The organism is Halorubrum amylolyticum (genome assembly GCF_004114995.1).
Taxonomy (GTDB): domain Archaea; phylum Halobacteriota; class Halobacteria; order Halobacteriales; family Haloferacaceae; genus Halorubrum; species Halorubrum amylolyticum.
In genome coordinates this window covers 1-14,342 of the sequence record NZ_SDJP01000024.1, presented here as the reverse complement: position 1 = coordinate 14,342, position 14,342 = coordinate 1, and the positions used below count along the sequence as shown (strand labels likewise).

Annotated in this window: 13 protein-coding genes; 7 read left to right on the top strand and 6 right to left on the bottom strand. The window is 66.9% G+C overall.

Translation table 11 applies throughout. The annotated features are described in order from the left end of the window. Positions 1–75: 75 nt before the first annotated feature. The 5 genes from ESO89_RS14195 (at position 76) to ESO89_RS14175 (ending at position 4,864) form a co-directional block, all read left to right on the top strand. Complete coding sequence (locus ESO89_RS14195; protein ID WP_128906126.1) at positions 76–1,005, top strand: ABC transporter ATP-binding protein; 930 nt, start codon at positions 76–78, stop codon at positions 1,003–1,005. Positions 1,006–1,057: 52 nt separating this feature from the next. Then, positions 1,058–2,488, top strand: a complete 1,431-nt coding sequence (gene sufB / locus ESO89_RS14190) for a Fe-S cluster assembly protein SufB (protein WP_128906125.1) — start codon at positions 1,058–1,060, stop codon at positions 2,486–2,488. 1 nt (position 2,489) lies between these two features. Next, the gene (gene sufD / locus ESO89_RS14185; RefSeq protein WP_128906124.1) at positions 2,490–3,722 is read left to right on the top strand and encodes a Fe-S cluster assembly protein SufD; all 1,233 of its coding nucleotides are present in this window, start codon (positions 2,490–2,492) and stop codon (positions 3,720–3,722) included. Positions 3,723–3,894: 172 nt separating this feature from the next. Further along, positions 3,895–4,380 carry a ferritin family protein gene (locus ESO89_RS14180; protein ID WP_128906123.1) on the top strand — a complete coding sequence of 162 codons (486 nt, stop codon included), beginning with the start codon at positions 3,895–3,897 and terminating at the stop codon, positions 4,378–4,380. Between the two features lie 43 nt (positions 4,381–4,423). After that, entirely contained in the window at positions 4,424–4,864 is a 441-nt protein-coding gene (locus tag ESO89_RS14175) for a metal-dependent transcriptional regulator (protein ID WP_128906122.1), read from the top strand. Between the two features lie 39 nt (positions 4,865–4,903). Here the strand turns inward: ESO89_RS14175 and prf1 are convergent, their stop codons facing one another. The 5 genes from prf1 to ESO89_RS14145 form a co-directional block, all read right to left on the bottom strand. Then, positions 4,904–6,154, bottom strand: a complete 1,251-nt coding sequence (prf1, locus tag ESO89_RS14170; RefSeq protein ID WP_128906121.1) for a peptide chain release factor aRF-1 — start codon at positions 6,152–6,154, stop codon at positions 4,904–4,906. Between the two features lie 589 nt (positions 6,155–6,743). Then, positions 6,744–8,561 carry an arginine--tRNA ligase gene (gene argS, locus ESO89_RS14160; RefSeq protein ID WP_128906119.1) on the bottom strand — a complete coding sequence of 606 codons (1,818 nt, stop codon included), beginning with the start codon at positions 8,559–8,561 and terminating at the stop codon, positions 6,744–6,746. A 350-nt stretch (positions 8,562–8,911) separates the two neighbouring features. Further along, the gene (locus tag ESO89_RS14155; protein WP_128906118.1) at positions 8,912–9,844 is read right to left on the bottom strand and encodes an NAD-dependent epimerase/dehydratase family protein; all 933 of its coding nucleotides are present in this window, start codon (positions 9,842–9,844) and stop codon (positions 8,912–8,914) included. An 80-nt stretch (positions 9,845–9,924) separates the two neighbouring features. Next, complete coding sequence (gene nreA / locus ESO89_RS14150; RefSeq protein ID WP_128906117.1) at positions 9,925–11,253, bottom strand: DNA repair protein NreA; 1,329 nt, start codon at positions 11,251–11,253, stop codon at positions 9,925–9,927. A gap of 83 nt (positions 11,254–11,336) precedes the next feature. Beyond that, positions 11,337–12,338, bottom strand: coding sequence for a transcription initiation factor IIB (locus tag ESO89_RS14145; protein WP_128906116.1), 1,002 nt, complete (start codon positions 12,336–12,338; stop codon positions 11,337–11,339). A gap of 141 nt (positions 12,339–12,479) precedes the next feature. On the opposite strand from ESO89_RS14145, the gene rnhA reads away from it, so the two are divergent. Both rnhA and ESO89_RS14135 read left to right on the top strand, forming a co-directional pair. Then, positions 12,480–13,076 carry a ribonuclease HI gene (gene rnhA / locus ESO89_RS14140; RefSeq protein ID WP_128906115.1) on the top strand — a complete coding sequence of 199 codons (597 nt, stop codon included), beginning with the start codon at positions 12,480–12,482 and terminating at the stop codon, positions 13,074–13,076. After that, entirely contained in the window at positions 13,063–13,740 is a 678-nt protein-coding gene (locus ESO89_RS14135; protein WP_128906114.1) for a DUF7108 domain-containing protein, read from the top strand. The genes rnhA and ESO89_RS14135 overlap by 14 nt, the downstream gene beginning before the upstream one ends. A 111-nt stretch (positions 13,741–13,851) precedes the next feature. Here ESO89_RS14135 and ESO89_RS14130 read toward each other — a convergent pair whose 3' ends face one another. Beyond that, positions 13,852–14,211, bottom strand: coding sequence for a PadR family transcriptional regulator (locus ESO89_RS14130; RefSeq protein ID WP_128906113.1), 360 nt, complete (start codon positions 14,209–14,211; stop codon positions 13,852–13,854). Between the last annotated feature and the right edge of the window lie 131 nt (positions 14,212–14,342).

Here is a 14,342-nt window from a genome sequence, read left to right as displayed (position 1 = left end):
GAGATTCTACGGGGAGATGCGTAACCATTAACCCGCCAAGTCACCACTGTTCGAACACGAGGAACGAGAATACACATGGCAACTCTCGAAATCAACGATCTTCACGCGCGAGTGGCGGAAGAGGACGGCGAACGCATTCTTCGGGGGGTCGACCTGACCGTCGAGTCCGGGGACATCCACGCACTGATGGGTCCGAACGGCTCCGGGAAGTCGACGCTCGCGAAGGTCATCGCCGGCCACCCCGCGTACGAGGTCACCGGCGGCGAGATCCTCCTTCATCTCAAGGAGGAGGACATCGCCGACATCGACGCCGAGCTCGACGACGAGGACTACCACTGGGAGCTGCTGGAGCTCGAACCCAACGAGCGCGCCGCGCTCGGGATCTTCCTCGGGTTCCAGTACCCGGCGGAGATCGAGGGCGTCACCATGACGAACTTCCTCCGGCAGGCGCTCAACGCCAAAGCGGACGAGCGCGAGGAGCTGTTCGAAGACGAAGAGGAGGAAGCGGAAACCGACGCGGACGCGGACGAGGACGACGAGGGCTACGAGACTTCCCCGATGGAGGGTCCCGCGGACGACGGCGAGATCGGCGTCGCCGAGTTCCAGGAGATCCTCTCGGAGAAGATGGAGCTGCTCGACATGGACGAGAAGTTCATGCAGCGCTACCTCAACGCCGGCTTCTCCGGCGGCGAGAAGAAGCAGAACGAGGTGCTGCAGGCGGCGATGTTAGAGCCCGCGGTCGCGGTGCTCGACGAGATCGACTCCGGGCTGGACATCGACCGGCTGCAGGACGTCTCGAAGGGGATCAACGCGCTCCGCGACGAGCAGGGGACGGGCGTCCTCCAGATCACGCACTACCAGCGGATTCTCGACTACGTCGAGCCCGACCACGTCCACGTCATGTTGGACGGCGAGGTCGTCAAAAGCGGCGGCGCGGAGCTCGCCGAGAAGCTCGAGGACAAGGGGTACGATTGGGTCCGCGAGGACGCGTTCGAGGCCGCGTAACCGAATCCAGTCACGCGATACACGTAAGTCCGGAACAACGTAACACCATACTATGAGCTCACAACAGGACGAACTGAAGGAGACAGACACCGAGGCCCGCTTCGAGTTCAAGAAGGAGGAGAAATCCGCCTTCCAGACCGAGAAGGGTCTCACCGAGGAGACGGTCCGCGTCATCTCGGAGGACAAAGACGAGCCGGAGTGGATGCTGGAGCGGCGCCTGCGCGCGCTGGAACAGTTCCAGAAGATGCCGATGCCGACCGACTGGCCCGGACAGCCGGACCTGAGCGAGGTCGACGTCGACGAGATCATCCCGTACATCCGGCCGGATGTCGACGTCCGCGCCGGCGTCGACGACTGGACCGAACTCCCGGACGAGATCAAAGACACCTTCGACAAGCTGGGCATCCCGGAGGCCGAGAAGAACGCGCTCTCCGGCGTCGGCGCGCAGTACGAGTCGGAGGTCGTCTACCAGAACATGCAGGAGCGGTGGGAGGAGAAGGGCGTCATCTTCTGTAACATGGACGAGGCCGTCCAGGAGCACGAGGAGATCGTCCGCGAGCACTTCATGACGAAGTGCGTTCCCCCGAGCGACAACAAGTTCGCCGCGCTCCACGGCGCGATCTGGTCCGGCGGCTCGTTCGTCTACGTGCCGGAGAACACCACCGTCGACATGCCGGTGCAGGCGTACTTCCGGATGAACTCCGAGGGGATGGGGCAGTTCGAGCACACGCTCATCATCGCCGAGGAGAGCTCCGAGGTCCACTACATCGAGGGCTGTTCCGCCCCGAAGTACTCGGCGTTCAACCTCCACTCCGGCGGCGTCGAGGTGTTCGTCGGCGAGGACGCGCACGTCCAGTACTCGACCGTCCAGAACTGGTCGAAGAACACGTACAACCTGAACACCAAGCGCGCCATCGCCGAGAAGGGCGGGCGCATGGAGTGGATCTCCGGGTCGATGGGGTCGAAGGCGACGATGCTGTACCCCTCGACGATCCTGAAGGGACGCGGCGCCTCCGACAACCACATCACCATCGCCTTCGCGGGCGAGGGCCAGGACATCGACACCGGCGCGAAGGTGTACCACAACGCGCCCGACACCAAATCGACCATCGAGTCGAAGTCCATCTCGAAGGACGGCGGCCGCACGAACTACCGCGGGCTCGTCCACATCGCCGACGGCGCCGAGAACTCCTCGACCGCCGTCGAGTGCGACGCGCTGATGTTCGACAACGAGTCGACCTCCGACACCATGCCGTACATGGAGATCAACGAGTCGAAGGTCGACGTCGCCCACGAGGCGACCGTCGGGAAAATCGGCGACGAAGACATCTTCTACCTGCAGTCGCGCGGGCTGGACGACGACGACGCCAAGCAGATGATCGTTTCGGGCTTCATCGAGCCCATCACGGAGGAGCTGCCCATCGAGTACGCCGTCGAGCTCAACCGGCTCGTCGAGCTGGAGATGGAGGGCTCGCTCGGATAACATGAGCACGCAAGCAATCGAGAGCCTCTCTGAGGACACGGTACGACGCATCGCCGAGGAACGCGACGAGCCCGAGTGGCTCTTGGAGACCCGTCTGAACGCGCTTTCGGCGCTGGAGACGGCCGACCTGCCGGACGTGATCCAGACGCCCGGGCGGCGCTGGACCGATCTGGAGGCGCTCGACTTCGAGTCGCTGGTCGATCCGCTGAACCAGTCGGACGCCACGGAGCGGTCGGTCGGCGACGACGAGGTCGTCGTCCTCCCCTTTACCGAGGCGTTCGACGAGTACGGCGACATCATCGAGGCGAACTTCGGCTCGGTGCTCGACCCCGAGCACAACTACCTCACCGCCCTGTCGGTCGCGCTGTTCACGACCGGGACGTTCGTCTACGTCCCCGAGGGCGTCGACGTCGAGGACGTGACGGTGCGCGCGGAGATGAACTCCCGCTCGCTGTTCAGCCAGACGCTCGTCGTCGCCGAGGAGTCGTCGTCGGTGACGATCCTCGAATCGATCGAGTCGGGCGACCGCGACGCCGCCGCCTCGGAGGGCGTCGGCGACGACCGGTACTTCTCGAACCTCGTCGAGATCGCGGCGGGCGAGAACGCGAGCGTCCAGTTCGGCTCGCTCCAGAACCTCGACGACGACACGTACACCTACTCGCTGAAGCGCGCCGACGTGGGCACGTACGGCACCGTCGACTGGATCGAGAGCAACTTCGGATCGAAGCTGACCCGCTCGGACGTCGAGTCGGAGCTGAACGGCGACGGCGCCGAGAGTCAGATCGTCGGGACGTTCTTCGGCACGGAGGACCAGCACTTCGACATCAACGCCCGCGTCTGGCACCAGGCCGAGCACACGACCGCCGACCTGGTCACGCGCGGCGTGCTCGACGACGTGGCCCGCTCCGTGTACGAGGGGGTTCAGGACGTCGGCAACGACGCGTGGAACACCTCCAGCTACCAGCGCGAGAACACGCTGATGCTGTCGGACGACGCCGAAGCCGACGCGTCGCCGAAACTGATCATCCACAACCACGACACCGAGGCGTCCCACTCCGCGACGGTTGGACAGGTCGACGCCGAGGACCTGTTCTACCTCGAGAGTCGCTCGATCGACTCACACACGGCGCGGAACATGCTCGTCGAGGGCTTCTTCGTCCCCGTGTTAGAGGAGATCGCCGTCGACGAGTTCCGCGACGACGTCGAGGAGCTCGTCTTCGAGCGTCTGCAGTAATCGCGGACGCCACGGGACGGGTCGATTTCCGTTTGCTGTTTTTCCGCGTCCAAGGGCCCCGAGGCGCGTCACTCGCGATCAGACGGCGATCGAAGGGGAACCCCTTAAGTCGGACTACGTTAGAGATGACGTGTATGCGAAGGGTCGTATCGAACGGTGACGGGTGGTCGCCGTGAGCGTGAGCCAGCGGATCGCCTCGGACGACCAGCTCGCCCGGCTGCTACAGATCGGGATCGTGCTGGAGGAAGTGGTTGAGGCGCGGGCGCACCACCACTACCAGAGCCTCGACGCCGAACTGGACGAGGAGATCGAGGCGCTGCTCGCGGACGCCGCCGAGGAGTCGGCCGAACACCGCCAACGCCTGGAGTCGCTCATCGAGGGGCTCGGCGTCGACAGCGTCCCGTTCGACGAGATCGAGTCGCTCGTGGACGCGCGGTACGGCCGGACGCGCCCCGAGGACTTCGACGGCGTGTTGTACGACCAGCTATGCAACGAGGAGACCGCCTACAAGTTCTACGACGACCTCATTCAGGCGATCGAGGAGTCGGACGCCGAGTTCTCGATCGACCGCGCGGCGCTCGTCGACGAACTGCGGACGATCCGGGAAGACGAGGCCGAGGGAGTCAGCGAGGTAACGGCGGTCATGGAGCGACGATGAATCGGAGGACCGAACCGACGACGAGCGCCGACGGAGGGAAGCCGTGAACACCGCAGACCAGTACCTCAAGACGATATACGTCGTACAGAAGCAGGAGGACGGTCCCGCATCGACCGGATCGATCGCCGATTCGCTCGGCGTCAGCCCGGCGAGCGCCAACGAGATGATCGGGAAGCTCGAGGAGCGCGGGCTCGCGGAGCACGAGAAGTACAAGGGGGTCCGCCTCACCGACGACGGGATCGTGCGGGCGCGCGACGCGCTCCAGACCTACTGTATCATCGAGCGCTTCCTCGCGAACGTGCTCGCGGTCGAGGATTTCCGCGACGAGGCCCGCGAGCTGGAGGCGGTCATCGACGACACCGTCGCCGAGCGACTCGACACGATCATCGACCGCCAGCCGGAGTGCCCCGACTGCTTCGACCCCGAGACGGACGCCTGCGCGTGCCTGGAGATCGCGGCGGCGCCCGCCGAGCCGGAGCAGTAGACGGGAGAGAGCGAAGAGAGGAGGTTTTGACTCGTCTGTTTACACGCCAGTCGAGTAGCGGAGGATACCCGCAATTCCGCCGAACGCGTCGAGAAGCTGCTCGCCCTTCTCGAAGTCGGTGGAGATGAACTTGGTGTCGGTTCCGCGCTGTTCGGCGATCGCCATTAGATGTTCGATCACGTCCTCGCGCTCGTCGACGTCGGACTCCTCGCCGCACTCGGAGCACTCGTGAGACGGCGTCGAGTGTCGTGCGTCGATCACCTCGTACTCCTCGTGGTCGTTCGGGCACTCGTAGACGACCACGTCGGACCGGAGGTCCTCGGAGATGAGCAGGCGGTCGACCGAGCCCATGATGAGGTTCCGACGAGTCTGCTCGAAGCCGTAGGTGGCCTCCTCGCCGGTGTTGAGGTTCTCGAAGAACTCCTCCATGTGGCGTTTGTCCTCGACTATCTCCTGATCGGCCAGCGCCTCGCTGGCGTTGTCGACGAGGTCCTTCAGCCCGGACTCGTCGGTGTACGCCACGTCGAACTTGCCGAGCACCGTGTCCTGCAGTTCGTGGTGGAGGTAGTCGCCGTCGAGGAACTCGTCTTTCGTCGGCGAGGGACCGCCGACGAGGATACCGTCGAGTTCGTGACGCTTGTCGACGAACAGGTCGTTGGCCATCCCCGCGACCTCCTGATAGAAATTGTCGATCGCTTCGAGGCGGAGGCGGGCGAACCGCTGGGCGGACTGGCCCCCTTTCCGCTGTTTGCCGGGGACGAGCGAGGAGGCGGACTTGACGGGCTCGACCCGCTTGCCCTTCAGCCAGCCGACGTTGGCCTCGCGGCGGTCGAGGACGATGAGCCCGAACAGTCCGGAGTCCTCCAGCATGTGTTCGAGCGGCTCGGTGAGGAACGCGGAGTCGCAGTGGTACCGGAAGGACTCGACGGGCTGGGGCGGCGACTCCAGCGTCTTGGTGACCATGTCGGTCTGGCCGCCGCCGGCGTCGATCGCTCCGGAGAAGATCACGATCCCGTTCTCGGGCGGGAAGGTATCGTAGTAGCGGAGACGGTCTTTGATCGACGTGAGCGCGTCTTGGACGGCCGTCCGAGTCTGTTTGGACTTGATGTTGGACGCCTCGCTGTGCTCCTGTGTGACGTGGGCGACCACGTCGGATATCTGCCGGTCTTCGGGGATGTAGATGGTGACGAGCTGCGTGCCGGAGCCCTCGAAATCGCGGAGCTCCTCGATGACCTTGCGGAACTCGTACTTCCGCCGGTCCTCGCTCGCCTCTTTGGCGTCGCTACTCATTACCCTAAATACGGCGGCGTGCGTGTAAGTAAGCTTTGACCTCCCCGTCAGCGCGACGGTACCGGGTCGCACGGATCACTAAACGCACGATTGTTTATGAACCAACTGCGGTGGCGCGTGCCGCCGAGCGCCCACCGGGCGCGAGGTGCACGCGCGAGGGACGCGGCGAGTGATGCGGGCGACCGAAGGGAGCCCCGAACGAGCCGCGAGGCTGGGGAGGCGTGAGGCTGCGGTGCTGTGCGGTCGGGTGGGATTCAAAGGGGCAGCCGCGAGGCCGCAGTAGGCGACGGAAGCACCGCAGCGAGCGGAGCGAACGAGGAGCGCAACGAGCGTACTGCGGCCTCGCGGCTGGGGCTTTGACGGTGTTTGCCGTCGATCTTCGGTCAGATATGTATAGCCGAGCGGCTGGGGCTTTGACGGTGTTTGCCGTCGATCTTCGGTCAGATATGTATAGCCGAGCGGCTGGGGCTTTGACGGTGTTTGCCGTCGATCTTCGGTCAGATATGTATAGCCGAGCGGCTGGGGCTTTGACGGTGTTTGCCGTCGATCCGTCAGTATCCGAGCAGAACCGAACCCAGTAGTACCGCTCCTACATCGACTCCGGCGCCTCGACCCCGAGCACGTCGAGGGCATTCGCCATCGTGTGCTTCGCGGCCGCGACGAGCGCCACGCGGGCGGCCCGGAGCTCCGCGTCGTCGGCGGTCACGACCGGACACTCTCGGTAGAACGCGTTGTACGCGTCGGCGAACTCGCGGGTGAACGTGGCGATCGTGTGCGGCTCCAGATCGTCCGCCGCCGCCTCGATCGCGGCCGGGAAGCGGGCGACCTCGCGGAGGAGGTCGCGGGCCGCCTCGGTCTCGAAGGCCGCGGCGTCGACGTCGAGGGCGTCGGCGTCGACGACGTCGTCGACCCCGCCAGCGCCCCCCGTCACGCCCGGCACCTCGACCCCGGCGTCGGCCGCCTCGTTGAGGATGCCGCAACAGCGCGCGTGGACGTACTGGACGAACGGGGCGGACTGCCCCTCGAAGTCGAGCGCGTCCTCCCACTCGAAGGTGATCGCCTTCGCGGGCTGCTTCGAGACGATGTCGTACCGGACCGCGCCGATGCCGACCTGATGGGCGATGCGCTCGACGTCCGCCTCGGTGAGGTCGTCGTCGCGGATGCGGTCGTCCATCCGGCTCTCGACCGCCTCGCGGGCGCGGTCGATCGCCTCGTCGAGCAGGTCGTCGAGCATCACGCCGGTCCCCTTCCGGGTGGACATCTTCCCCTCGGGGAGGTTCACGTACGAGTAGATGACGTGGCCGAGCCGGTCGACGTCGTTGCCGAGGAGTTCGAGGGCCGCGTCGAGCTGGTCGGCCTGCAGCTTGTGGTCCTCGCCGAGCACGGTGACGGCGCGGTCGTAATTGTCGAACTTCCACTCGTGGTGGGCCAGATCGCGGGTGGTGTAGAGGCTCGTGTCGTCGGAGCGCAGGAAGACGAGGTTCTTGTCGATCCCCCAGTCGTCGAGCTCCAACTGCCACGCGTCCTCCTCGTAGACGGCGTGGTCGGTCTCCTTGAGCCGGGCCGCGATCTCGTCGGTCGAGTCGTCGCGCATGAACCGCGTCTCCTTGACGAACTCGTCGAACTCCGCGGGGAGGCGGGCGAGGCAGTCCTTCATCCCGCCGAGCACCGTGTCGACGACCTCGCCGACGCGCTCGTACGTCTCCTCGTCGCCGGCTTCGAGCCCCTGCAGGATGGAGGAAATCTCCTCTTCCGCGGCCTCGACGGCGTCGGGCTCCGCCTCCTCCAGATACGCGTTCCCCTTGCGGTAGTAGCGCACGAGGTCGTACTCGGCGCGGTCGCGGGCGGGCTCTTCCTCCAAGTCCGACTCGTCGAATCGCTCGTACGCCCATGTGAACACCGCCATCTGGCGGCCCGCGTCGTTGACGTAGTAGTGGCGGTCCACGTCGTAGCCCGCGTACTCCATGAGGTTCGCGACCGCGTCGCCGACGACGGGGTTACGTGCGCGGCCGACGTGGACCGGGCCGGTCGGGTTCGCGCTCGTGTGCTCGACGACGACGGAGGTGTCGCGGTTGGGGAGCGCGCCGTAGCCCGGGTCGGGGGCGGCCGCGTCGAGCGTGTCGGCGAGGTAGCGCTCGCCGGCGTGGAAGTTGACGTACGGGCCGGCGGTGTCGACCGAATCGAGGTAGTCGGCGTCGGCGACGGAGATCGCGTCGGCGACCGTCACGGCCACGTTCGGGGGCGCGTCGCCGACCTCGCCCGCGAGCCGGAAGGCGACGCTGGAGGCGAGCGTCGCGTCCATGTCGTCGGGCGGGCGTTCGATGCCGAGGTCGTCGGTCGGGAGGTCCAACGCGTCGAGCGCGGCGCCGAGCGCGTCGGCCACCTCCGACCGGAACTGCCGGAACATACCGTCCGTTCGTGGGTCGGCCTAAAAGGCCCTTCCGAAGCGTGGCGCGAGAGGAGGACGGACAGGGCGCGCGCTAGACTTGCGGTGGCGCGTGCCGGCGAGCGCTGATAAGCGCGAGCGGCGAGGCTGGGGAGGGTGAGGCTGCGGTCCCGCGAGCGAAGCGAGCGGGAGCACGGAAGTCGCAGCCTGCGCTGCGAAGCGGGCAGGAACGTCTTCCGGTGGTGCGGTTGCGGTGCGGGTGGGGCTTTGGCGGTGTTCACCGTCGATCCGGCATCAACTACGTATAAGCGAGCGACCGAGAAGGTGGAGCAGTTCACCCTGCAGTCATCAACGTCAACGACGTATCCGTCTCAGACGATCTCGTCGATCAGTTCGCGCGCGCTCCGCCGGACGGCCTCGTCGCTCTCGATCGACGGCTCCCAGCTGAGGTCGGTGAGCCTCTCGATCGACAGGCGCATCTTCGGCACGTCGCCGGTCCAGCCGCGGTCGCCGCCGGTGTACGCGTACTCGGGATCGACACCCAGTTCGTCGCTCACGATGTCGGCGATGTCGGTGACCGACGTGGTGGTCCGCGTCCCGAGGTTGTACACGTTCAGGTCCGCGTCCGCGTGCTCGACGACGTGCTGGATGGCGTCGACGCACTCGGAGACGTGCATGTACGACTTCTCCTGTCGCCCGTCGCCGAGGATCTCCAGCTCGCTCGGATCGGCGTCGAGCTTCTGGACGAAGTCGGGGATCACGTTGCCGCGCTGGTGCGGGCCGACGATGTTCGCGAACCGGAACACCCACGACTGAACCCCGTACGAGTGGGCGTGCGTCGAGATCAGCGCCTCGTCGGCGAGCTTCGAGGAGCCGTAGATGGAGATCGGTTCCAAGGGGCCGTACTCTTCCGGCGTCGGGCGCGGCGCCTCGCCGTACACCGTCGAGGAGGAGGTGAAGGCGAGCCGGTCGACGCCGACCTCGTGCATTCGCTCCAAGACGTTGTACGTCATCGCCGTGTTCGCCTCGAACAGCTCTCGGTCGTCGTCGTAGTTCGTGTCGGTGTACGCGGCGAAGTGGAAGACGACGTCGAGGTCCCCCGTGACCGCCTCGGCGACGTCGTCGGAGTCGGTCAGATCCGTCCGGACGAAGTCGACGCCGTCCGGGACGCGGTCGCGGTCCCCCTTCGAGAGGTCGTCGGCCACGCGGACCGTCGCGCCGCGGTCGCGGAGCCGCGCGGCGAGGTGGCTCCCGACGAGCCCCGCGCCGCCGGTGACGAGTGCGGTCGAATCGGTGAGGTCCATACCGGTCTCCTGAGACGGAGCGAGGTAAGTACGTGTGGAATCGGAACGCGACGGAACCGGATCGGGCGCCGTTCGCTTGTTTACCCCGCGTCGACGAAGTCGCCGAGGTTCGCCTGCAGTCCGGCCGCCATCGTCGACTTTCTGCGGAGGCGACCCAGCGGGACCGGCAGGTGCTCGGCGACGCCGCGGACCGCCTCGCCGAACGTCTCGGCGGTCCCGAACTCGCCCTCGAACGCGTTCCGGACCGCCTCGCGCACCTGCCAGACGCCGACCGGCCCCCAGTAGTCGTCGGAGACGTGGCGTAAGACGAGCGCCTTCGCCTGTCGCCCGCGGTCGTCGAGGTGTTCGAGGACGCCGAGCCGGGACGCGTAGTAGGCGCCCGCGGTCTCCTCGACGTAGCCGGTCCGGCCCTCGCGGCCCTCGCTGGCGGCCGCGAGGTAGACGCCCGCCTCCGGGTCGGGGTTCCAGATCGAGCCGGGCGACTTCATCTCGACGAGCTCGTACTCCCACCGGCCCGGCACGAGAATCACCCAGAACGCGTTGCCGAGGTACTCGTTGCGGTGGACCTCGATCCGGTCGACCGTCGGGTTGTCGCGGATCGCGCCGCGGAGGAACTGTCCGACCGTGTCGTCGACCGCCGTGATCGACCAGCGCGTCGGGACGAGCCGGCGGTTCTCCCCGCGTCCGAGCGCGCCCGCGGAGAGGATGGTGTTGATCTCGTACACGTCGAACCCGCGGCGGTAGAGGTAGGTCATCGCGCCCTCGGCGCGCCAGTCGTCGTCTTCGAGCGTCTTCTTCACCGGGCGCGGGACGTGCGGGTTCTCGCCGAGGTCGGCGGTCCGGGCCGCGGCGCGCGGGCCGGTCGGCGTCTTGATGTCCCGCGTGCCGATATCGAAGTCGAGGTCGGGGGTGCCGTTGAGCCCGATCTCCACGTCGACCGGGCGGTCGGCGATCGCGACCTCGCGTTGAACGCCGAGCCAGCCGTCCCACGCGTCGTGGACGCTCCCGGTGGGGCCGCCGTCGCCCCCCACCGACTTCACCCCGCCCGTCGCGCCGGCGTCCGCCACGTCGACCCCGCGGGTCGAGTTGAGCAGGCTCGTCCGTCGGTCGAACACGTCGCTGATGGAGACGCCCTCGTCGTACCACGCCGCGGAGGTCTCGAAGCGCTCGGCGCGCTCCTCGCGCCCGACGGGCGAGAGCAACCCGGTCGAGACGTTCGGGTAGTTCGAGCGCCCGACGAAGATGGAGGGGGAGACGCTGCCGACCACGGCGTCGTCGGAGACGTGCTCCTCGAAGCGCCGCTCGAAGGAGTCGAGGTGATCGAGGATGCCGTAGTCCTTTTCGGCCGCGAGGCGCCGTCGCTCGGCGCGCTCGTTCGCCTCGAATTCGATGAACTCGTCGAGCCGCATTCGTCGATCGTTTGCGACGCGGCGGCTTGAACGTTGCTGGCGAGCGAGCCAACGCGAGGCAAAGACGGGTGCGCCGGCGACGCCTAGCTGTGGATGCCCATCGCCTCGATCTGCTCTTGGTACCGGTTGCGGATGGTGACCTCAGTGACCTGCGCGACGTCGGCGACCTCGCGCTGGGTCTTCTTCTCGTTACACAGCAGCGACGCGGCGTAGATCGCGGCGGCCGCGTATCCGGTGGGGGACTTCCCGGAGAGCAGCCCTTGGTCGGCGGTCGTCTCGATGATCTCGTTGGCCTTCGACTGGACCTCCTCGCTCAGTTCGAGTTCGGAGGAGAAGCGAGGGACGTACTTCTTCGGGTCGACGGGGCGCATCTCCAGTCCGAGCTCCTGGGAGATGTAGCGGTACGTCCGGCCGATCTCCTTGCGGTCGACCCGAGACACGTCGGAAATTTCTTCGAGCGAGCGCGGAATCCCCTCCTTGCGACAGGCGGCGTAGAGGGCGGCGGTGGAGACGCCCTCGATCGATCGTCCGCGGATCAGGTCCTCGTTGAGGGCGCGTCGGTAGATGACGGAGGCGACCTCGCGGACGGAGCGGGGAACCCCCAGCGCGCTGGCCATGCGGTCGATCTCCGAGAGCGCGAACTGGAGGTTGCGCTCGCCGGCGTCCTTCGTTCGAATTCGCTCCTGCCACTTGCGCAGGCGGTGCATCTGCGACCGCTTCTTCGAGGAGATGGACCGGCCGTAGGCGTCCTTGTCCTTCCAGTCGATCGTCGTCGTCAGCCCCTTGTCGTGCATCGTCTTCGTCGTCGGGGCGCCGACGCGCGACTTCTCCTGTCGCTCCGAGTGGTTGAACGCACGCCACTCCGGACCGGGATCGATCTGCTCCTCCTCGACGATGAGTCCCGTCTCCTCGTGTATCAGCTCCCCGTCGGCCGTTCGGGTGAGCTCCTCCGGGTCGAACTCCTCGGGGTCCAACTCGTCGGCGTCGACCCCCTCGACCCCCTCGGCGTCGGTTTCAGACTCGTCGGCGTCCTCGTCCCGCACACGCTGCCGGTCGTGATCCCGTTGCCGGGTTGGCCGTGTCATCGCATTTATATACTATCCAAACGAATTGACTTAAAAGTTCGTGAGGGTGGTGGGTTGTCACACAGGGCCGCCGGCGGGCGATCGCGCGCCCCCCGCGCCGGACGGACAGCCCTTTGTCCCGTGGGCGCGGAACCCGATCGAATGCCGACGATCGACTGCGATCCGGCGACCGCGCGAGCCCGTCTGGAGGACGCCGGCGTCCGGATCGACGAGGGAAACACGGCCCACGAGCGGTGGCGCGCCGAGCGGGACGGCGCCGTCGCCGTCGCCTACGACGACAAGGTCGTCGTGCAGGGGAGCGACCCGACCCGCCTGACGGCCCTGCTGAGCGAGGGTGGCGGACGCGCGCACGTCTACTTCGACGGCGCCTCGCGCGGGAACCCCGGTCCGGCCGCGGTCGGCTGGTGTTTGGTCACGTCCGACGGGATCGCGGCCGAGGGCGGCGAGCGGATCGGCCGCGCCACCAACAACCAGGCCGAGTACGCCGCGCTGATCCGAGCGCTGGAGGCCGCCGACGAGTACGGCTTCGAGGAGATCGACGTCCGCGGGGACTCCCAGCTGATCGTCAAGCAGGTGCGTGGCGAGTGGAACGCCAACGATCCCGAACTTCGGGAGCGGCGGGTCCGCGTCCGGGAGCTGTTGGAGCGGTTCGACCGATGGTCGATCGGCCACGTTCCGCGGGAGATAAACGAACGCGCCGACGATCTGGCGAACGAGGCACTCGATGACGCGAACTAACGACGAGCCCCCGGAGTGGGCGAAAGAACGGGCTCGCGAAGTGATGGCTGCGGAGGAGCCGGAGGAGGACGAGGGGACGGACGGAGCCGACGGCGACGACGACGACCGCGTCCCCGACGTGCCGGCCGAGACCGTCGACGAGGCGGAGCGGCTCACCCGGCTCGCCCGGCGGACCGAGGACGACGCGGCCGCCGCGTTCTACCGCGAACGCCGCGACGAGCTGGTAGAGGAGCACGACTACGTTCCGCGGCTCCGCGAGGAGGACGACACGCTCGTGTTGTATCCTGACGAGTGGATGGACGACGGGACGGTCCGGCTCGACCGGATCGAGACCACCGACCGGGCCGTCGAGGTGTCGCTGTCGGGACCGGGCGACGCCGACCGCTACCGCGAGATCGCCGCGTACAACGACGCGGTCGCCGAGGCGGTCGCCGACGCGCACGACGCGGTCCACGCCGACACCGCCCGGAGCTTCGCGGCGTTCATGAGCAACCACTACGTGCGCGCGGTCGACGACGCGCCCCCCGACGTGCGCGCGGAGTTCCGTGAGGAGTACCTCCCGCGGAACGGCTGGCCGAGCGACGAGCAGCTGGCCGTCGTCGGCGAGTCGCTGGACGTGATCGAGTCGGTCGCGGCGGACGTGGACGGCCCCGAGGAGTCGTAGGTGAGGGGCTGACGTGGCCGTCGCTCGGCGCGTCGAGCGTACGCGGCTTTCGCCGCGTGCGTGTGCCAAAATGTCGGTTGCCGCCCGGGACGCCGTCGATCGGGGCCGCCGTTACTCGCCGAGTAGGGCGCGTACCTCGTCCGCGCGGGCCTCGTCGGTGACGAACCGGTCGAGCACCCACTCCAGCTGCCCGAGGACCGTGTCGTGGCCCGCCTCGGTGAGCTCGTACTGGTTGGTTCGCTTGTCGAGCTCGCTCTTCTCGACGAGGTCGTCCTCGACGAGGTCGTCGAGGTTCGGATAGAGCCGCCCGTGGTTCACCTCGGAGCCGTAGTACGACTCGAGCTCGCGTTTGATCGCGAGCCCGTACATCGGCTCCTCCGCGAGGATCGCGAGGATGTTCTGTTGGAACGCCGTCAGGTCCGCCGCGGACCGCGCCGCTGAGCCATCAGTGACTGATTGTGCCTCTGACATGGCTGTTAAAAAGCAATCCGTACTTATAACGTTTCTGTATGTGTTTACCCCGAGGTCTCGACAGCCGGCACAGCGTGAGCCCGTGAGATAACCTCATTATTGCTGACGACTCGACGAAGTTCTTCGTATGG